This window comes from Pseudomonas sp. JL27(2026) (genome assembly GCF_056933555.1).
Genome location: NZ_CM167794.1, coordinates 2,716,273 through 2,736,327, shown reverse-complemented (window position 1 = coordinate 2,736,327; position 20,055 = coordinate 2,716,273). Strand labels below are relative to the sequence as shown.

Here is a 20,055-nt window from a genome sequence, read left to right as displayed (position 1 = left end):
GGAACGTCCTCAAACCTTGATGCAATCGACGGTATAGACCCGTCCATTGCCCTCGTCTTCATGTTGCAAGCCATGCACATCGGCGACAAAGCCCGGAAAGCTGCTGTCGAAAGTGCGGGCAAACGCCAGGTAATCGTTGATCGAACGGGTTGCCTCGGTGAAGCGCTCGCCGGGCATGATCAACGGAATCCCCGGTGGGTACGGCACCAGCATCACCGCAGCGATACGGCCTTGCAAGGCATCAATGGGCACCGCTTCGACTTCGCCGCGAACCAGATGATCGTAGGCATCCGCCGGTTTCATGGCGATTTCCGGGAGCACGGTGTACATGCGTTTCAAGTGTTTGGCCGTGGCATTGCTGCGGTAACAGGCGTGCAGTTGATCGCACAGGTCGCGCAACCCCATGCCCTGATAACGCGCCGCGTCCTGCCGGGCGATGCACGGCAGGCAAGTCGCAAGACTGCTGTTGGCATCGTAGTTGCGCTTGAACTCCAGCAACTCGGTCAACAGCGTGCTCCATTTGCCTTTGGTGATACCCATGGAAAACAGCACCAGGAACGAATACAGGCCGGTCTTTTCCACCACCAGCCCACGCTCCCAGAGAAACTTGCTGACCACCGCCGCCGGAATCCCCCGCCCGCTCAGGGCGCCGCCCGCCGTCAGGCCGGGCATGACCAGGGTCACTTTGATCGGGTCGAGCAGCACGTAGTCGTCTGTCACCCCGCCAAAGCCATGCCAATCGGCATCGGGCTGCAACAGCCAGTCTTCGGTGACGACCCGGTCGATGCCTTCCACCGAGGGCGGCTGCCAGATGGAGAACCACCAGTCATCCGCAGCAATGTGCTGACGCAAATTGGCCAGCGCACGACGAAAACTCAAGGCTTCATCGAACATTTCCTGCAACAGCGACCTGCCGGCCGGGCCTTCCATCATCGCCGACGCCACATCCAGCGAGGCGATGATGCTGTACTGCGGCGAGGTCGAGATGTGCATCATGAACGCTTCATTGAAACGGTCGCGATCCAGTTGCCGGGCGCCGCCGTCCTGCACATGAATCATCGACGCCTGGCTGAACGCGGCGAGCAGCTTGTGGGTCGAGTGAGTGGTGAACACCAGCGGGCTGTCGGCGGTGCGCGAAGTGCCCATGCCGTAACGCCCGGCGAAAAACTCGTGAAACGCCGCGTAGGCGTACCAGGCCTCATCGAAATGCAGCACCTCGACGCTATTGCCCAGGCTTTGCTTGATCAACTCGGCGTTGTAACAGAGGCCATCGTAGGTGGAGTTGGTGACCACCGCCATTTTGACTTTGGGCACCCTGCCCACCGTCAGCGGGCTGGCGTCGATCTTGGCCTGGATCGACTCGCGACTGAACTCGCTCAGAGGAATTGGCCCGATAATCCCCAGCTCGTTACGCTCAGGGCACAGGTACAGCGGGATCGCCCCGGTCATGATGATCGCGTGCAGCACCGATTTATGGCAGTTGCGGTCCACCAACACCAGGTCGTCGCGCCCGACCATCGCGTGCCAGACAATCTTGTTGGCGGTCGAGGTGCCATTGATCACGAAAAACGTGTGGTCGGCCCCAAAATTCAGCGCTGCACGTGCCTCGGCTTCGGCCAGCGGACCGGTGTGATCGAGTAACGAACCCAGCTCCGGCACCGAAACAGACAGGTCCGAACGCAAGGTATTTTCACCAAAAAACTGATGAAACGCCTGCCCCACCGGGCTTTTATGATAGGCCACGCCGCCGCCATGGCCGGGGGTGTGCCAGGAATAGTTGGAGTCGGCGGTATGCTGCACCAGCGCCTTGAAAAACGGCGGCAACAGACCATCGAGGTAGTTGCGCGCCGCCCGCGCCACTTGCCGGGCGAGGAACGGGACGGTGTCTTCGAACAAGTAAAGAATGCCGCGCAACTGGTTGAGTTCACTCATGGCATCGGCCGGCGCGTTTTCCAGCGTGACTTGCTCGCCCAAGGCAAAAATCGGCAGGTGTGGCGCACGAACACGGGCCAGGCGGATCAGCTCGACCATGTTCTGTAGCAGATGGGTGTTTTCCCCGGCACCTTCAGCGGCGATCAGCATGCAGGCCAGGCCGTGATGCGTCGATGCGACCAGCCGCCCCTCGGCGTAATCGACCGCCGAGAAAATGCTGAAGCCTTCCTGCTCCAGCTCCCGGGCGATGCCGCGCACCCGGTCACCAGCGACTGTGTCGGCCTTGATGTCGCGATGGACGATAAGGACCGGGAATTTCAAGTCTTTGTACATGGGGCTCGGCGTCCTGAAGCGGCGGGCCGTGGCCTGCCAATGACCTCAGCGTAGAAGCTTGAGGCGCTGCACGTCAGCCCACGGCGCGCGGTCTTGTAACAAAAGGTCGCCCGCCCGCACTACTGAGCCGGGTTTTCAGCCTCGAGCAACTGAGTCCAGAGTGCCGGAGCCCCGGCGGATTTGGCAATGATTTCAAGCCGGGCGGCGTGAGCCGCCAGGTCCGCTTCGCTGGCGCGAATGATGCGGGTTGGCTGGCGATCCGCCGGCAAACGACGAATCTCGCTGGCGCGGTTACCCGAACCTTCACCCGAGCCGTTGCCGTCGGAGGCGTTACCGGCCAGCGACAGGCTGGTCTGGCCACCGGTCATGGTCAGGTAGACGTCGGCAAGAATCTCCGAGTCGAGCAACGCACCGTGCAGTTCACGCCCGGAGTTGTCGACGCCGTAGCGTTTGCACAAGGCATCGAGGCTGTTGCGCTGCCCCGGATGGCGCTCACGCGCCATCATCAGGGTGTCGAGGATCGAGCAGTGCTGCGTGATGTCAGCCCGATCCTTTTGGCCCATCAGGGCAAATTCGTTATTGATGAAGCCGACGTCGAACGCCGCGTTATGGATGATCAGCTGCGCGCCCTTGATGAATTCAAAGAACTCATCGGCCACTTCAGCGAAACGCGGCTTGCCCACCAGGAACTCGTTGGTAATGCCGTGGACGCCAATCGCGCCCTCGTCACTCTCGCGGTCAGGCTGCAAATAAACGTGGAAATGCCGGCCGGTCAGGCGCCGACCGATCAACTCGACGCAACCGATTTCGATAATCCGGTGGCCGTCGGTCACCGGCATGCCGGTGGTTTCGGTATCGAGTACAACGGATCTGTTGGCCATCAGTGGTCAGCTCTCAACGGGTCTATCGTGCAAAAGGCGCGGATTTTAGCATGCTCTTGGGCACCGGGGCGCTTGCCGACGGACAGAGCGCGCTGCGCAGTTTTTAACAATCCTTAGCAAAGCTCATAAAGATTGGCGAGGGCTGCGTTGTTAGCGTGCATGCCTGCATTACTCACAGGCATTGCGCACCTCATGACAACGACAACCCTACTCATCACCGCCCTGGTGATGGGCAGCCTGATCAGCACCACCGTGCGGGCGACCAGCCTGGTGATCAGCACCGACATTACCCTGAGCCTGACCATGAGCTCCACCAAGGGCACCAGCGGTTCGTTCAAGGATGACAAGATTGTACTGGCGGCCAAGGATGATGCGGCGGCGTTCGTGGCCAGCGAAGGGAAGATTCGCGGGGTGAGGATTGAAGCGGCGTTTGAGCGGATGCGCAGCGTACTGGCCGGCCAGGTGTACTCGGACCAGCAACTGGCAACCGTTATCTTGATGCTGTGATTTCCTGTGGGAGCCGGGCTTGCCCGCGATGCTGACGCTGCGGACTTTCAGTAAAACCGCGTCATCGTTCATCGCGGGCAAGCCCGGCCCCCACAGTGGATCGGTGGAATCATCAGTCTTGTTTGTAACCGCGCACTTCATCCACGCCACGGTTGGCCAACTGGTCGGCGCGTTCGTTGCCGTGGTGGCCGATGTGCCCGCGTACCCACTTCCACGTCACGTTATGGCGGTTGACCTGCTCGTCGAGCAACTTCCACAAGTCAGCGTTTTTCACTGGTTCTTTCGCGGCGGTTTTCCAGCCGCGCTTTTTCCAGTTGTCCATCCATTCGTTGATGCCTTTCATGACGTACTGCGAGTCAGTCACCAGCAGCACATCGCAGGAACGCTTGAGTTCTTCCAGGCCACGAATGGCGCCCATCAGTTCCATACGGTTGTTGGTGGTGTTGGCTTCGCCGCCCCACAGTTCTTTTTCAACGCCCTTGCACACCAGCAATGCGCCCCAGCCGCCGGGGCCAGGGTTGCCCTTGCAGGCGCCATCGGTGAAGAGTTCTACGCTATCGCTCATGCCAATCTATCCAGAAAATGCCTGTGGCTTGCCCATCAATGATCGGCAACGCCTGAGGCCAGGCGCAGGCCCGGCCAGAAATTAAGAGTATTCAGGGTTCCATGTGGCGACGGTTGACCTTGGCCATCGGCAGCGGAATCAGCTTGCCCATCGGCTCGCGGCGCACCTGCCGCACCGGGCGCAACCCGACCACGATCTTGCGTGCCACCAATAAATAGAAGCCGCCGCCGGACAACTGCCAGTCACCGGCCTTGCGCTCCCACCCGGCCAGCCGAGCTTGCCAAGCCTGGGACGCAAGCGGCGGACGATAGCACCCGAAGCGGCGTTTCTCCAGCGCGAAGCCCAGCAGGTTCAACCAATCAGCCACTCGCGACGGCGAGATGCAGCGCGCCTTGCGCAAGGCATCCTGGGCGAATACGTGACGCAAGCCCCAACTGCTCCAGGGGTTGATGCCGATAATCAGCAAATGCCCGCCCGGACGCACCGCGCTGGCGGCCTCACGCAGCAAGCCGTGGGGCGACAGGCAGAAATCCAGGCCATGTTGCAGCACCACCACATCGGCCGCGTGCTCACTGATCGGCCAGGCCTGCTCTTCGCAGACAATTTCGACACCGGGCAACGGCGCTCCCAGGCGGACGTTGCGCTGCACTTGCGGCGCGGCAGGTGGGGTTTCGGCCGACGGTCCGTAATGCACCAGGTAACCCCCGAAGAACCGCCCCAACTCGTCTTCGAGCATGCGCCGCTCTTCATCCAGCAAAAACTGCCCGAGGGGACCTGCCAGCCACTCGCGGGCCGCACCGATCAGTGCCAGCCAGTCAGGATCAGCCTGAGCGAACGCTTTATCAGTCATTGCATTCTCCAACTCGGCAAGAAGCTCTAAGATGCGCCAATGTTTTCCGCTTGGCGACTCCGACAATGATACAGATCAGTGCCCTGCCCGCCTTCACCGACAACTACATCTGGTTGTTACAGGACCACCGCACCCAGCGTGCCGCCGTGGTCGACCCCGGCGATGCCGCGCCCGTGCTGGCGTGGTTGACGGCTCATCCGGGCTGGACGCTCAGCGACATCCTGGTCACCCATCACCACCACGACCATGTGGGGGGTGTCGAGCAACTGAAAGAAGCCTTCGGGGCCACGGTGTACGGTCCGGCGAGCGAAAATATTCCGGCCCGCGATGTGGCGCTCCAGGACAACGAGCAGGTCAACGTACTCGGTTGGACGTTCGACGTGTATGCGGTGCCGGGTCACACCCTGGGCCATATCGCGTATTACCATCACGGGCTGCTGTTCTGTGGCGACACCCTGTTCGCCGCCGGTTGCGGGCGCCTGTTCGAGGGCACGCCCCGGCAGATGCATGATTCGTTGAGCCGCCTCGCCGCGCTGCCCGAGGACACGCTGGTCTACTGCACCCACGAATACACCCAGAGCAACCTGCGTTTCGCCCAGGCCGTGGAGCCGAACAACCCGGACATTGCCGAACGCGTGGAAAAAGTCCGTCAACTGCGTGAGTCCGGCCGCATGACCTTGCCTTCCACCCTCGCCCTGGAAAAGCTCACCAACCCGTTTCTGCGTACCGGCGAAACATCTGTTAAAGAAAAAGTGGACGAACGGAACGGGGTGGATAACCGGGCTCCAAGTGAGGTTTTTGCAGCCCTGAGGGCTTGGAAAGATAAGTTCTAAGGGGGGGCATTATTGGTCCAAAAATTCTGAATGGTTGACCGCACCCCCTGCGCTTTCTAGAATCGCCCGACATTTTTGCCCGGAACTTACTTCCAGCCAATGTCGTCATCTATCCGTAAATCCATCCATTCAGACGCATTGACGCGCTTGGCCCAGGCCATCGCGGTGGCTGTGTCCGCCACACTGGCGGGCTGCCAAAGCTCCGGCCACGTGCCGCAGACCGACGCGGCGCACGCTCAAAATCTCTCTACCCGGGTCAAGCAGAAGCCAATCTGGCTCAGCGAGAAACCGACGCCACAGGTTCCGCAGGACGTCTGGGAGCGCATGCGCCAGGGCTTCCAGTTGCAGGAAGGGCTTGGCGTCAACCCGCGCATCGAGCAGCAACGCCTGTGGTTTGCCAGCAACCCTTCGTTCCTTGAGAACGCCGGCGAACGCGGCAGCCTCTACATCCATTACATCGTCGAACGCCTTGAAGAACGCAACATGCCGCTGGAACTGGCACTGCTGCCAGTGATTGAAAGCGCCTACAACCCGATGGCCTATTCCCGCGCGGATGCCGTCGGCCTGTGGCAATTCATTCCGTCCACCGGGCGTTACTTCAACCTGCGCCAGACCCGTTTCTACGATGGACGCCGCGATATCACCGCGTCGACCACCGCAGCCATGGATTACCTGACCCGCCTGCACGACATGTTCAACGGCGATTGGCTGCTGGCCCTGGCCGCTTACAACGCTGGCGAAGGCACTGTGAGCCGGGCCATCGAGCGTAACGAGAAGCTCGGCCTGCCCACCGATTACTGGAACCTGCCGCTGCCAGCGGAAACCCAGGCTTACGTCCCCAAGCTGCTGGCCCTGTCGCAAGTGGTACTGGCGCCGGAAGCCTACGGGGTGAACCTGAACCCGATCGCCAACGAGCCTTACTTCGAAGTCGTCGAAATCAACCAGCGCATGGACCTGTCCAAGGTTGCCGCGGTGGCCAACATCGACGAAGACGAACTGTTCCAACTCAACCCGGCCTTCAAGCAGCGCACCACCATCGACGGCCCGCAGCACCTGCTGGTGCCAACGTCGAAGGCGCAATTGCTGACTGCCAGCCTGTCGACCATGAAACCCGAAGAGCTGATCAGCAAACGCCCGCTCAAACCGGTCTTCGATGGCGCCGACAGCCAGGAACTGGCCAAGCTCAAGCGCGCCTACCGGGTCAAGCGCGGCGATAACCTGGCGCAGATCGCCAAGGCCAACAAAGTCGACGTCAAGGACCTGCAACGCTGGAACAACATGAGCGGCAACAACCTCAAGGTTGGCCAGAAGTTGGTCATGCAGGACACCCGCCGCAAAACCACCACCGTTGCCAGCAACAACAAGAAACAGACCCAGTACAAGGTCAAGCAAGGCGATTCGCTGTACATCGTCGCCAAGCGCTTCAACGTTGAGATGCAACACCTCAAGCGCTGGAATCCACGCGTCGGCCAGGCCCTCAAGCCCGGCCAGATGCTGACGGTATCTTCCCCGCACTGAGTGTCGAGAAAAGGCCACCGGCAGGCTTTGCGCGGTGGCCTTTTTCCTGCTGATACAAGCTGTTACTGTACCGATCATAAAGCCCAAGCCGCCTGGATCGGATCTCTGACTTGATGCGTCCCCTCCTTCTGCTCTTCATCAGTCTGGCCTTGAGCTTTCCCGCACTGGCAGCGATCACCGAAAGCCACGGTTATGCGCAGTTCGGCACACTCAAGTACCCCGCCAGATTTACCCACTTCGACTGGGTCAACCCGCAAGCGCCCAAGGGCGGCACCTTGCGCGTCATGGCATTTGGCACCTTCGACACACTCAACCCCTACACCTTCAAGGGCACCAGCCCGGTCGCCACGCCGAACTTCCTGCAATACGGCATCAATGAGCTGAATGAGCCGCTGATGGTCGGCACCGGCCAGTACGCGCCGTCCGGTGATGAGCCGGCGTCCAGTTATGGGCTGATTGCCCAGTCGGTCGAATACAGCGAAGACCGCAGTTGGGTGGTGTTCAACCTGCGCCCCGAAGCACGCTTTCACGACGGCACGCCGATCACTGCCTATGACGTGGCGTTTTCCTATCGTTTACTGCTCAAGGAAGGTCACCCGCAGTACCGCACCAACCTTCAGGAAGTGTCACGGGTCGACATCCTCAACCCGCAGCGCATCCGCTTTGTGTTCAAGCGTGCCGGTAATCCACTGCTGATCCTGCGCCTGGGCGAGCTGCCTGTGCTGGCGCAGCACTACTGGAAGGACCGCGACTTCAAAGCCACCACCTTCGAACCGCCACTGGGCAGCGGGCCGTATCGGATCACCCAGGTCCAGCCTGGACGGCAATTGGTCTTCGAACGGGTCAAGGATTACTGGGGCAAGGATTTACCGGTCAATCGCGGCAAGTACAACTATGACCGAATGGAGGTCGAGTTCTATCGCGACAGCGACGTGGCCTTCGAGGCGTTCAAGGCTGGCGAATTCGACATTTACATCGAGCACCAGGCCAAGAACTGGGCCAACGGCTATCACTTCCCGGCCGTGCGGCGTGGCGACGTGATCAAGGCACAGATTGCCCACCAGATCCCCACGCAAACCCAGGGCCTGTTCATGAACACCCGGCGCGGCACGTTTGCCGACGACAAGGTGCGGGAAGCCCTGGGCCTGATGTTCGACTTCGAATGGACCAACCGCACGCTGTTCAGCGGCGCCTACAAACGGGCGATGAGCTATTACCCCAACAGTGAGTTCTCAGCCACCGGACTGCCAGTCGGCCATGAATGGCTGATGCTTTCGCCCTATCGCGAGCAACTGCCGGCCAAACTGTTCACCGAGCCCTTCAGCCTGCCGCAAACCGACGGTCGAGGCATCCCCCGGGAAACCCTGCGCCAGGCACTCGGCCTGCTCGCGCAGGCAGGCTGGAAGCTCAACGGCCAACGCCTGCAAAACGCCGCCGGGCAGCCGTTGCGCTTCGAAATCCTGCTGGTCAACCCGAACCTGGAACGCATCCTCCAGCCTTACGCCGAGAACCTTGCCAGCATCGGCATCAACGCGAACCTGCGTACCGTCGACCGCGCCCAGTACAAACAACGCCTGGACCAGTTCGATTTCGATATGATCCTGATGACCCTCGACCAGACCCTCAGCCCGGGCCTTGAGCAGTGGCAGTATTTCCACTCCAGCCAGGCGGGTATCAAGGGCAGCAAGAATTACGCAGGCGTGGCCAATCCGGTGGTCGACCACCTGCTGGAGCAGTTACTGGCCGCAAAAAACCGCGACGAACAACTGGCCATCGGCAAAGCCCTGGACCGGGTACTGCTCTGGCAGCACTACAGCATCCCCAACTGGTATCTCAACTATCATCGCCTGGCGTACCGCAACCGGTTCGCGTTCGTCACCACACCGCCCTACACCCTGGGCCTGAATGCGTGGTGGCTGAAGTCTTCGGAGAACGTCCAATGATGTCTTTGCGTACTTTGCCGGGTCTGGTCTTTGCGGCACTTGTCGGCGTCGCTCACGCCGCGCCGCAACATGCCCTGACCCTGTACAACGAGCCGCCCAAGTACCCGGCGAACTTCAAATACTTCGACTTCGTGAACCCCGATGCCCCAAAGGGCGGCACATTCCGCCAGTCCGGGTTCGGTGGCTTCGACAGCCTCAACCCGTTTATCAGTAAAGGCGTGCCGGCCGGGGACATTCTCCTGATCTACGACACGCTGACCCGTCACGGCATGGATGAACCGTTCACCGAGTACGGCCTGATCGCCGGCAAGATCGAAAAAGCCCCGGACAACAGCTGGGTGCGTTTCTACCTGCGCCCCGAAGCGCGCTTCCATGACGGCCATCCCGTGCGGGCCGAAGACGTGGTGTTCAGCTTCCAGACCCTGATGAAAGATGGCGCCCCGCTCTATCGCACCTACTACGCCGATGTCGACGAAGTGATTGCCGAAGACCCATTGCGGGTGCGGTTCACGTTCAAGGACACCAGCAACCGCGAATTGCCGCTGATTCTCGGTCAACTGCCGATTTTGCCCAAGCACTGGTGGGAAACCCGCGACTTCAACAAAGGCAACCTGGAAGCCCCGCTGAGCAGCGGGCCGTACAAGGTCGGCGAGGTCAAGGCCGGGCGCTCGATCCGTTATGAGCGGGTCAAGGACTATTGGGGCAAGGACCTGCCGGTCAATCGCGGCTTCTACAACTTTGATGTGATGACCATCGATTACTTCCGCGACAACACCGTAGCGCTGGAAGCCTTGAAGGCCGGGCAGTTCGATTACTGGCTGGAAATGACGGCCAAGGCCTGGGCCAATGCCTTCAACATCCCGGCGGTGACCGAAGGGCGGCTGATCAAGGAACAGATCCCCAACGGCAACCCGACCGGCATGCAAGGGTTCGTCTACAACCTGCGCCGTCCGGTGTTCCAGGACGTGCGCGTGCGCCAGGCCCTGAGCCTGTTGCTGGACTTCGAGTGGACCAACAAACAGCTGTTCAACGGTGCCTATGTGCGCACCCGCAGTTACTTTGAAAACTCGGAAATGGCCGCCACCGGCCTGCCGGACGCCGAGCAACTGGCGATCCTCGAACCGCTCAAGGGCAAGGTCCCCGTTCAGGCCTTCACCGAACCCTTCCAGAACTCGGTGTCCGACGGCAGCGGAATGGTTCGCGCCCAGCAGCGCCAGGCCTATCAACTCCTGCAAGAGGCGGGCTGGCGGATTGTCGACGACAAAATGGTCGATGCCACCGGCAAACCGGTGGTCATCGAGTTCCTGCTGGCCCAGACCGAGTTCGAACGCATCCTGCTGCCGTTCAAGCGCAACCTGAGCGATCTGGGGATCGAACTGGTGATTCGCCGGGTCGACGTGTCCCAGTACGTCACCCGCGTGCGCTCACGGGATTTCGACATCATCGTCGGCAGTTTTCCGCAGTCCAACTCTCCGGGCAACGAGCAACGCGAGTTCTGGAAAACCGACAGCGCCGACAAGCCCGGCAGCCGCAACACCATGGGCCTGAAGGACCCGGCGGTCGACGTACTGGTCGAGGAACTGATCAACGCCGACTCGCGCCACAGCCTGGTGGCCCATGCCCGTGCACTGGACCGGGTGTTGCAGTGGGGCTACTACGTGATTCCGAACTGGCACATCAAGAGCTGGCGCGTGGCCTACTGGAACCACATCGGCCACCCGAAAACCTCACCGACCTACGACATCGGCATCGACACCTGGTGGATCAAACCCGACGCGAAACCGGCCATCGAAGTGTTGACCCAAGAAAAAGCCGAGCCTGCGGGCGTGGAGCACTGACATGCTGGCGTACATTTTTCGGCGATTGCTGCTGATCATCCCGACGCTGTTCGGCATTCTGCTGATCAACTTCATCATCATCCAGGCCGCTCCCGGCGGTCCGGTGGAACAGATGATCGCCAAGCTCGAAGGCTTCGAAGGCGCCACCAGCCGCATTGCCGGCGGCGGTGCCGAGGTGTCGGTGGCCGGCTCCAGCTATCGTGGCGCCCAGGGCCTGGACCCGGCGCTGGTCAAGGAAATCGAGAAGATGTACGGCTTCGACAAATCGGCGCCGGAACGCTTGTGGATCATGATCAAGAACTACGCCCACCTGGATTTCGGCGACAGCTTCTTTCGCGATGCCAAGGTCATCGACCTGATCAGGGAAAAGATGCCGGTGTCGATCTCCCTCGGGCTGTGGAGCACGCTGATCATGTACCTGGTGTCGATCCCGCTGGGGATCGCCAAGGCCACCCGGCACGGCAGCCATTTCGACGTCTGGACCAGTTCGGCGATCATCGTCGGCTATGCGATACCGGCGTTCCTGTTCGCCATTCTGCTGATCGTGGTATTTGCCGGTGGCAGTTACCTGGACTGGTTCCCCTTGCGCGGCCTGACCTCCAACAACTTCAGCGAACTGAGCTGGGGCGCCAAGATCCTCGATTACTTCTGGCACCTGGCATTGCCGGTGACCGCACTGGTGATCGGTAACTTCGCGACCATGACCCTGCTAACCAAAAACAGCTTTCTCGACGAGATCAACAAACAGTACGTGGTCACCGCCAAGGCCAAGGGCCTGACCAACCACCGCGTGCTGTACGGCCATGTGTTCCGTAACGCCATGCTGCTGGTGATTGCCGGTTTTCCCTCGGCGTTCATCGGGATCTTCTTCACCGGTTCGCTGCTGGTGGAGGTGATCTTCTCCCTCGACGGCCTCGGCCTGATGAGTTTCGAGGCAGCCATCAACCGTGACTACCCGGTGGTCTTCGGCACGCTGTTCATCTTCACCCTGCTGGGGTTGGTGGTGAAACTGATCGGCGACCTCACCTACACCCTGGTCGATCCGCGCATCGACTTCGAACACCGGGAGCATTGAGATGACCCTTTCCCCTCTCAATCGCCGACGTTTCGAACTGTTCAAAGCCAATAAGCGTGGCTGGTGGTCACTCTGGCTGTTCCTGGCACTGTTCGGCCTGAGCCTGGGTGCCGAGCTGATTGCCAACGACAAACCGCTGGCGGTGCATTACGACGGCGGCTGGTACTTCCCGGCGCTCAAGCGCTACCCGGAAACCACCTTCGGTGGCGAGTTCCCGCTGGAAGCCAACTACAAGAGCCCCTACATCCGCGAACTGCTCAAGGCCAAGGATGCCTGGACCTTATGGGCGCCGATCCCGTTCAGCTACCAGAGCATCAATTACGACCTGAAAGTCCCGGCCCCGGCGCCCCCCTCTTCAGACAACTGGCTGGGCACCGACGATCAGGGCCGCGACGTGCTTGCGCGGGTGATCTACGGTTTTCGAGTGTCGGTCCTGTTTGCCCTGACCCTGACCCTGCTCAGCTCGATCATCGGCGTCATCGCCGGCGCCCTGCAGGGCTTTTACGGCGGCTGGGTCGATCTGGCGGGGCAACGTTTCCTGGAGATCTGGTCCGGCCTGCCCGTGCTGTACCTGCTGATCATCCTGGCCAGCTTCGTGCAGCCGAACTTCTGGTGGCTGCTGGGGATCATGCTGCTGTTTTCCTGGATGAGCCTGGTGGATGTGGTTCGCGCCGAGTTCCTGCGCGGGCGCAACCTCGAATACGTGCGCGCCGCCCGGGCGCTGGGTATGCAGAACGGCGCGATCATGTTCCGCCACATCCTGCCCAACGCCATGGTGTCGACCATGACGTTCATGCCGTTCATTCTCACGGGGGCCATCGGCACCCTGACCGCGCTGGACTTCCTGGGCTTCGGCCTGCCACCGGGCGCGCCGTCCCTGGGCGAACTGGTTGCGCAGGGCAAATCCAACCTGCAAGCGCCGTGGCTGGGCATGAGCGCCTTTGCGGTGCTGGCGGTGATGTTGAGTTTGCTGGTGTTTATCGGCGAGTCCGCTCGCGATGCCTTCGACCCGAGGAAGTGAAATGAATCAGGACAATCTGATCGAAGTACGCGACCTTTCTGTCGAATTTGTGGCCGGTGAACGCGTGCATCGGGTGGTGGAAGGCATCAGTTTCGACATCAAGCGCGGCGAAACGCTGGCGTTGGTGGGCGAAAGCGGTTCGGGCAAATCGGTGACCGCCCACTCGATCCTGCGTCTGCTGCCCTACCCACTGGCGCGGCACCCTACCGGCACCATCAACTACGCCGGGCATGACCTGCTGTCGCTCAAGGAAAAAACCATCCGGCACATTCGCGGCAACCGGATCGCGATGATTTTCCAGGAGCCAATGACCTCGCTGAACCCGCTGCACTCGATTGAAAAGCAGATCAACGAAGTGCTGGGCATCCACAAGGGCCTGACCGGTAAAGTCGCGACCCGGCGCACGCTGGAGCTACTGGAACTGGTGGGCATTCCCGAACCGCACAAACGGCTCAAGGCCCTGCCCCATGAGTTGTCCGGCGGGCAGCGGCAACGCGTGATGATCGCCATGGCCCTGGCGAACGAGCCTGAGTTGCTGATTGCTGACGAACCCACCACCGCGCTGGACGTGACCGTCCAGTTGAAAATCCTCGAACTGCTCAAGGAGCTGCAAGCGCGCCTGGGCATGGCGTTGCTGCTGATCAGCCACGACTTGAACCTGGTTCGGCGCATTGCCCACCGCGTGTGCGTCATGCAGCGCGGTTGCATCGTCGAGCAGGCGCCGTGCGAGGAGTTGTTCCGCGCACCGCAGCATCCCTACACACAGGAGCTGCTGGCCGCCGAGCCCAGCGGCACCCCGGCGAACAATCTGATTGGCCCGCCGCTGTTGCAAGTCGAGGACCTGAAAGTCTGGTTCCCGATCAAGAAAGGTTTTTTGCGTAACACCGTCGATTACGTCAAAGCGGTGGACGGCATCAATTTCAGCCTGCCGCAGGGGCAAACGCTGGGGATTGTGGGAGAAAGCGGCTCCGGCAAGTCCACGCTCGGCCTGGCGATCTTGCGGTTGATTGCCAGCAAGGGCGCGATTCGCTTCGAAGGCAAGTCCCTCGACAGCCTGTCACAGCAGCAAGTACGGCCGCTGCGGCGGGAAATGCAGGTGGTTTTCCAGGACCCGTTCGGCAGCCTCAGCCCGCGGATGTGTGTGAGCGAAATCGTCGGCGAAGGTCTGCGGATACACAAGATCGGCACAGCAGCCGAACAGGAACTAGCTATCATTGCTGCACTCAAGGAGGTAGGCCTGGACCCGCAAACCCGCCACCGCTACCCCCACGAATTTTCCGGTGGGCAACGGCAGCGCATTGCCATTGCCCGGGCACTGGTTCTAAAACCGGCGTTGATCCTGCTGGACGAGCCGACTTCGGCGCTGGACCGCACCGTGCAACGCCAAGTGGTTGAACTGCTGCGCAACCTGCAAAGCAAGTACAACCTGACGTATCTGTTCATCAGCCATGACCTGGCTGTGGTGAAAGCGCTGAGCCACCAGTTGATGGTGGTCAAGCACGGCCAAGTGGTCGAACAAGGGGATGCGCCGCGTATTTTTGCGGCGCCGCAACACCCTTATACACAGCAGTTGCTGGAGGCCGCTTTCCTGGCCCCAGCCACTGTCGAATAACCTGAAAGAGGAGCAACACATGGGTTTTCTCGCCGGTAAGCGCGTACTGATCGTCGGTGTCGCCAGCAAACTGTCCATCGCCTCCGGCATCGCTGCCGCCATGCATCGCGAGGGCGCTGAGCTTGCCTTCACTTATCAGAACGACAAACTCAAGGGTCGCGTTGAAGAGTTCGCACAAGGCTGGGGCTCAAGCCCCGAGCTGTGCTTCCCGTGCGATGTGGCCAGCGACGAAGAAATCGCCAAGGTCTTCCAGGCACTGGGCAAACAGTGGGATGGCCTGGACTGCATCGTGCATTCCGTGGGCTTCGCCCCGGGCGACCAACTGGACGGCGACTTCACCGAAGCCACCACCCGCGACGGTTTCCGCATCGCGCATGACATCAGTGCCTACAGCTTCGTGGCCCTGGCCAAGGCTGGCCGCGACATGATGAAAGGCCGCAACGGCAGCCTCCTGACCCTGTCGTACCTGGGCGCCGAGCGCACCATGCCGAACTACAACGTCATGGGCATGGCCAAGGCTTCGCTGGAAGCGGGCGTGCGTTACCTGGCCAGCTCGCTGGGGCCGGACGGCACCCGCGTCAACTGCGTCTCGGCGGGCCCTATCCGCACCCTCGCCGCGTCCGGCATCAAGAATTTCCGCAAGATGCTGGCCGCCAACGAAGCGCAAACCCCGCTGCGCCGTAACGTCACCATCGAAGAAGTCGGTAACGCCGGCGCGTTCCTGTGCTCGGACCTGGCGTCCGGCATCAGCGGCGAAATCATGTACGTGGACGGCGGTTTCAATACCACCGCCATGGGCAATCTCGAAGAGTGATCCCCGCGCTGTAAAAAACCCGCCTCGGCGGGTTTTTTCATGCCAGCAGGATCAGCCCCGGCGCCGGGCCTGTTTGTGGGCGTACATCGCACCGTCGGCATCGGCCAGCAACCGGTCCACGCTGTCGTGGCGCTGGGCGTCATATTCGATCTGGCCAACACTGAAACGGATGTCATAGCCGCGCTGCAACGTGGCGTTGCGTTCATCCAGCATTTCGTTTAGCCGGGCCATGATCGTGGTGGTTTCCACGTGAGAAGAACCGGTCAGCAACACGACGAACTCGTCACCGCCCAACCGCCCGACCACGTCGCTTTCGCGAAAGGCGATGCGTAACACGTCCGCAAAGGTCTTCAGCGCTTTGTCGCCTTCGGCATGACCGTAGAGGTCGTTGATTTGCTTGAAGTCGTCGAGGTCGAAAAACAGCAACGTGGCCGGTTTTTCCAGGCGCTTGCAGGCGTCCAGCCCATGCTGGGCCAAGGCCATGAAACCACGACGATTAGAGAGCAAGGTCAGTTCGTCCATGCTCGCCATCTGCACCGCCATCAACTCCTGCTCCGCCATGCGCGCCAGGTCGCGCAGCAGCTCGCGCTCTTCGTCGTCCAGTTGCCGGGGCTTCATGTCGATCAGGCACAGCGTGCCGAGTGTGCTGCCATCGGCCACCGTCAGCGGGCAACCAGCATAAAAACGGATACCGGGTTCACCGGCCACCAGCGGATTGTCGTGGAAACGTTCGTCGAGCCTGGCATCGTCGACCAGGAAAATCTGCTCCCCGAGAATCGCATGACCACAAAAAGAGATGTCACGCCCGGTCTCGCTGGCGGCCAGCCCGACGCAGGACTTGAACCACTGGCGGTCGGAATCGACCAGGCTGACCAACGCAATCGGCACGTTGAACAGACGCCTGGCCAGACGGGTCAGGCGATCAAAACGCTCCTCCGGCAAGGTATCGAGGACATTCAATGAGCGCAGCATTCCTGAGCGGGCAGCCTCATTGGCGGGTTTGATGGGGGCGAGCATCGCACACTCCTTTGGCGGGTATGCTCTAGAGCGTAGTCCATGAACCGTTTGACTCCCGGCAAACCCACCGTGGGCCTGACGCCGCCTCAACTGCCCGCCACGGGACACGGCCCGCCGGCCGCAGCCCAGAGCTTGAACTGGGTGACAAAAATATCGTGGGGCACCGGCACCGGCGCGCGATTGCCACCGGGGTTCCAGCCCCAGAGCACCAGTTTGTCATCGCTGACGTGTTGGATCAGCGCGGCAAAGTCCCGATCGCCATTGCTCGAACGGTCCTTGATCATCTGGCACAGTTTATCGGCTGGCAGCCCGATCCAGGCCATCTTGTGCGCGGCGGACGGCAGCCCCCAGTGCGGCGCACCGGGTGGCGCATGAGGCCCGTAACTGGTCGGTGGATTGCTGTCGGCGTGACAGGTCGCACAGGGCAACCCTGGCGAACCCTTGCCATCCACGCCGCGAACCACACTCATGGCGTGGGGCACGCCCGCATCGAACTGCAACGGCGAGTCGCCGGGGATGTGGCAGTTCTGGCAGCGCGGGCTCTGGAAGACCTTTTGCACCGTGGCAAACGCCGCGAGCGCTGCCTGGTCGTCGGCAAACAGCTGCGACGTATAGCCCCCCAACCCGAACAACAGCAACGAGCCCATGAACAGATGTCGCTTCATCTCACACCCCCGCCAGTTGCAGGGGCAAATCCCGCAGGCGCTGGCCGGTCAAGGCAAACACCGCGTTGGCCACGGCGGGCGCGGTGGGTGGCACGCCCGCCTCGCCGATCCCGCCCGGCTTGTCGCTGCTGGCGACGATATGCACCTCGACCCGAGGCATTTCGTTCAACCGCAAGACCTGGTAATCGTGGTAGTTGGACTGCACCACCCGGCCGTCCTTGAAGGTGATTTTGCTGTGCAAGGCAAACCCCAGCCCGAAGGTAATGCACGACTCCATCTGCGCGGCGATGCTGGTCGGGTTGACCGCAATCCCGCAGTCCACGGCGCACACCACCCGATGCACGCGGATCGTGCCGTTGTCCTCGGACACCTCGGCCACCTGCGCCACGTAGCTGCCAAACGACTCATGCACCGCCACGCCCAGCGCACGCCCATTGGCCAAGGGTGAACCCCACCCGGCCTTCTCGACCGCCAGATTCAACACACCCAAATGACGTGGATGGTCCTTGAGCAACACCCGACGATAGGCCACCGGGTCCTGACCCGCCGCAGTCGCCAGTTCGTCGATCAGCGACTCCATGACAAACGCTGTGTGGCTGTGCCCCACCGACCGCAGCCACAGCACGTTGATCCCGGTTCGCGGTGAATGCAGGTCGACCTGATGATCAGCCAGGCCCTTGATGTAGGGGCTGTCGGCCACACCCTCGACCGAGGTCCCGTCGATGCCGTTCTTGACGAACCCGGCCTCGAACGACGTTCCGGCCATGATCGACTGCCCCACCAGCACATGCCGCCACGCCACCGGCAACCCGTCGGCACCGAGGCCGATCCGGGCCTGATGCAGGAACGCCGAGCGATAGTAACCACCACGCACATCATCCTCCCTCGCCCAAACGGTTTTCACCGGTGCCTGGGCCGCTTTGGCGACGTGCACCGCTTCGGCCACGAAGTCCGACGCCGGGTTGGCGCGCCGCCCGAAACCGCCGCCCAGGAACCGTGTGTGGATCTGCACCTGCTCAGGCTTGAGGCCAGTGATTTTGGCCGTGATCTGCTGGTCCATGGTCTGGAACTGCGTACCGGTCCAGATCTCGCACATGTCCGCGCCGAGCTTGACCGTGCAATTGAGCGGCTCCATGGGCGCATGGGCCAGGTACGGCACGGTGTACTCGGCCTCGATGGTCTTCGACGCCTTCGCCAGCGCTGTTGCAGCATCGCCCGCCTGGCTGGCCGGGGTGCCTTGAGTGGCGGCCAATTTGCGGAACGACTCACGCAGCGCATCGCTGTCCAGCCCGACATTGGGCCCCAGGTCCCACTCGACTTTCAGCGCATCGCGCCCCAGCTTCGCCGCCCAGTAATGGTCGGCCACCACCGCCACGCCGCTGGGCACCTGTACCACTTTCCTCACCCCAGGCAGCGCCAGCGCCGCGCTGGCATCGAAGGATTTCACCGAGCCGCCAAACACCGGTGGCCGTGCCACCAGTGCCGTCAGCAGGCCATCAAACTGCACGTCCATGCCGAATTGCGCCCGACCGGTGATTTTCTCCGGGGTGTCTAGGCGCTTGGTGGGTTTACCGATGACTTTCCAGTCCTTGGCGGACTTGAGTGTGATGCTCTCGGGGGCCGGCACCGGCAGTTGCCCGGCCTCGTTGGCCAGTTCGCCATAACCGACGCGTTGGTTGGCGACCATCACGTGCCCCTGCTCGGTGTGCAGGCTGGAAGGCGCCACGTTGAAGCGCTTGGCGGCAGCTTCGATCAGCATCAACCGGGCGGCGGCACCGGCCTGGCGGTAACGGTCGAACTCCATCCAGGTCGACGTGGAGCCCCCGGTAATCTGCATCCCGCCGAACGCTGGCAGCCCGTAGGCCACATCAGCGGGCGCATGCTCGACGCGGATTTTCGACCAGTCGGCGTCCAGTTCCTCGGCGATCAGCATGGTCAGCCCGGTCCAGATGCCCTGCCCCATCTCGGAATGGCCAAGCAACACCGTCACCGTGCCGTCACTGGCAATGCGCAAAAAAGCATTGGGGGCGAAGCTAGAATCCGGTGCGGATGCCGCCCGGACAAAACGGTTGGCACCCGGTATGACAAACGCCACCACCAAACCACCGCCCAGCAGCGCGGTGCTTTTCAGGAAGGTGCGACGCGAAGGATTGATGACCGTGTTCATGCTCACGCCCTCCCGATTTCAGCCGCGCGTTTCACCGCTGCGCGAATCCGTGGGTAGGTGCCGCAGCGGCAGATATTGCCCGACAACGCCTGATCGATGTCGCTGTCGGTCGGTGCAGGAATCTTCGCCAGCAGCGCGGCCGCCGACATGATCTGCCCCGACTGGCAGTACCCGCATTGCACCACGTCCAGCTCGGCCCACGCTTGTTGCACCGGGTGCGAACCGTCGCTCGACAGGCCTTCGATGGTGAGGACTTTTTGCCCGTTGGCCACTGCCGCGACGGGGGTGATGCACGAGCGCAGGGGTGCACCATCGACCTGCACCGTGCAGGCACCGCACTGGGCCATGCCGCAGCCGAACTTGGTGCCGGTCAGGTGCGCCACATCCCGCAGCACCCACAGCAGCGGCATGTCGCCGGGCACGTCAAACGACTGGTCATGACCATTGATGTTGAGCGTCAGCATGGTTCATCTCCTCAGGACTC

At 61.7% G+C, this 20,055-nt stretch carries 17 protein-coding genes; 9 read left to right on the top strand and 8 right to left on the bottom strand.

Annotated features, from left to right (window positions below; translation table 11 throughout):
* Positions 1 to 9 precede the first annotated feature (9 nt).
* Positions 10 to 2,265, bottom strand: coding sequence for an Orn/Lys/Arg family decarboxylase (locus AC1Z1G_RS12470; RefSeq protein WP_483627338.1), 2,256 nt, complete (start codon positions 2,263 to 2,265; stop codon positions 10 to 12).
* A gap of 119 nt (positions 2,266 to 2,384) precedes the next feature.
* Positions 2,385 to 3,146, bottom strand: coding sequence for a DNA polymerase III subunit epsilon (dnaQ, locus tag AC1Z1G_RS12465; protein ID WP_483627336.1), 762 nt, complete (start codon positions 3,144 to 3,146; stop codon positions 2,385 to 2,387).
* A gap of 192 nt (positions 3,147 to 3,338) precedes the next feature.
* On the opposite strand from dnaQ, the gene AC1Z1G_RS12460 reads away from it, so the two are divergent.
* Complete coding sequence (locus AC1Z1G_RS12460) at positions 3,339 to 3,653, top strand: DUF2388 domain-containing protein (protein WP_483627334.1); 315 nt, start codon at positions 3,339 to 3,341, stop codon at positions 3,651 to 3,653.
* 112 nt (positions 3,654 to 3,765) lie between these two features.
* Here AC1Z1G_RS12460 and rnhA read toward each other — a convergent pair whose 3' ends face one another.
* Positions 3,766 to 4,218, bottom strand: a complete 453-nt coding sequence (rnhA, locus tag AC1Z1G_RS12455; RefSeq protein WP_347905878.1) for a ribonuclease HI — start codon at positions 4,216 to 4,218, stop codon at positions 3,766 to 3,768.
* A gap of 91 nt (positions 4,219 to 4,309) precedes the next feature.
* Positions 4,310 to 5,068, bottom strand: a complete 759-nt coding sequence (locus tag AC1Z1G_RS12450; protein ID WP_483627332.1) for a class I SAM-dependent methyltransferase — start codon at positions 5,066 to 5,068, stop codon at positions 4,310 to 4,312.
* Positions 5,069 to 5,133: 65 nt separating this feature from the next.
* Here AC1Z1G_RS12450 and gloB point away from each other — a divergent pair, with 65 nt between their 5' ends.
* From gloB to fabI, 8 genes are all read left to right on the top strand, one after another.
* Positions 5,134 to 5,901: a hydroxyacylglutathione hydrolase gene (gloB, locus tag AC1Z1G_RS12445; protein WP_483627331.1), complete on the top strand. Its 768-nt coding sequence runs from the start codon at positions 5,134 to 5,136 to the stop codon at positions 5,899 to 5,901.
* Positions 5,902 to 6,000: 99 nt separating this feature from the next.
* Positions 6,001 to 7,419: a LysM peptidoglycan-binding domain-containing protein gene (locus tag AC1Z1G_RS12440; protein WP_483627329.1), complete on the top strand. Its 1,419-nt coding sequence runs from the start codon at positions 6,001 to 6,003 to the stop codon at positions 7,417 to 7,419.
* A gap of 113 nt (positions 7,420 to 7,532) precedes the next feature.
* Positions 7,533 to 9,362 carry an extracellular solute-binding protein gene (locus AC1Z1G_RS12435; RefSeq protein ID WP_483627327.1) on the top strand — a complete coding sequence of 610 codons (1,830 nt, stop codon included), beginning with the start codon at positions 7,533 to 7,535 and terminating at the stop codon, positions 9,360 to 9,362.
* The gene (locus tag AC1Z1G_RS12430) at positions 9,359 to 11,200 is read left to right on the top strand and encodes an extracellular solute-binding protein (protein WP_483627326.1); all 1,842 of its coding nucleotides are present in this window, start codon (positions 9,359 to 9,361) and stop codon (positions 11,198 to 11,200) included. The genes AC1Z1G_RS12435 and AC1Z1G_RS12430 overlap by 4 nt, the downstream gene beginning before the upstream one ends.
* A 1-nt stretch (position 11,201) precedes the next feature.
* Entirely contained in the window at positions 11,202 to 12,275 is a 1,074-nt protein-coding gene (locus tag AC1Z1G_RS12425; protein ID WP_483627325.1) for a microcin C ABC transporter permease YejB, read from the top strand.
* 1 nt (position 12,276) lies between these two features.
* Entirely contained in the window at positions 12,277 to 13,296 is a 1,020-nt protein-coding gene (locus AC1Z1G_RS12420) for an ABC transporter permease (protein ID WP_483627323.1), read from the top strand.
* 1 nt (position 13,297) lies between these two features.
* Positions 13,298 to 14,908 carry an ABC transporter ATP-binding protein gene (locus tag AC1Z1G_RS12415; protein ID WP_483627321.1) on the top strand — a complete coding sequence of 537 codons (1,611 nt, stop codon included), beginning with the start codon at positions 13,298 to 13,300 and terminating at the stop codon, positions 14,906 to 14,908.
* A 19-nt stretch (positions 14,909 to 14,927) separates the two neighbouring features.
* Complete coding sequence (gene fabI / locus AC1Z1G_RS12410) at positions 14,928 to 15,722, top strand: enoyl-ACP reductase FabI (protein WP_483627319.1); 795 nt, start codon at positions 14,928 to 14,930, stop codon at positions 15,720 to 15,722.
* 51 nt (positions 15,723 to 15,773) lie between these two features.
* On the opposite strand, the gene AC1Z1G_RS12405 is transcribed toward fabI, so the two are convergent.
* From AC1Z1G_RS12405 to AC1Z1G_RS12390, 4 genes are all read right to left on the bottom strand, one after another.
* Positions 15,774 to 16,739 (bottom strand): GGDEF domain-containing protein, encoded by a 966-nt coding sequence (locus AC1Z1G_RS12405; RefSeq protein WP_483627317.1) that lies wholly within the window; start codon positions 16,737 to 16,739, stop codon positions 15,774 to 15,776.
* A gap of 86 nt (positions 16,740 to 16,825) precedes the next feature.
* Entirely contained in the window at positions 16,826 to 17,404 is a 579-nt protein-coding gene (locus tag AC1Z1G_RS12400) for a hypothetical protein (RefSeq protein ID WP_483627315.1), read from the bottom strand.
* Position 17,405: 1 nt separating this feature from the next.
* Entirely contained in the window at positions 17,406 to 19,571 is a 2,166-nt protein-coding gene (locus AC1Z1G_RS12395; protein WP_483627313.1) for a xanthine dehydrogenase family protein molybdopterin-binding subunit, read from the bottom strand.
* Between the two features lie 2 nt (positions 19,572 to 19,573).
* On the bottom strand, positions 19,574 to 20,035 hold the full coding sequence (locus AC1Z1G_RS12390) for a (2Fe-2S)-binding protein (protein ID WP_483627311.1): 462 nt from the start codon (positions 20,033 to 20,035) through the stop codon (positions 19,574 to 19,576).
* Positions 20,036 to 20,055: the final 20 nt, after the last annotated feature.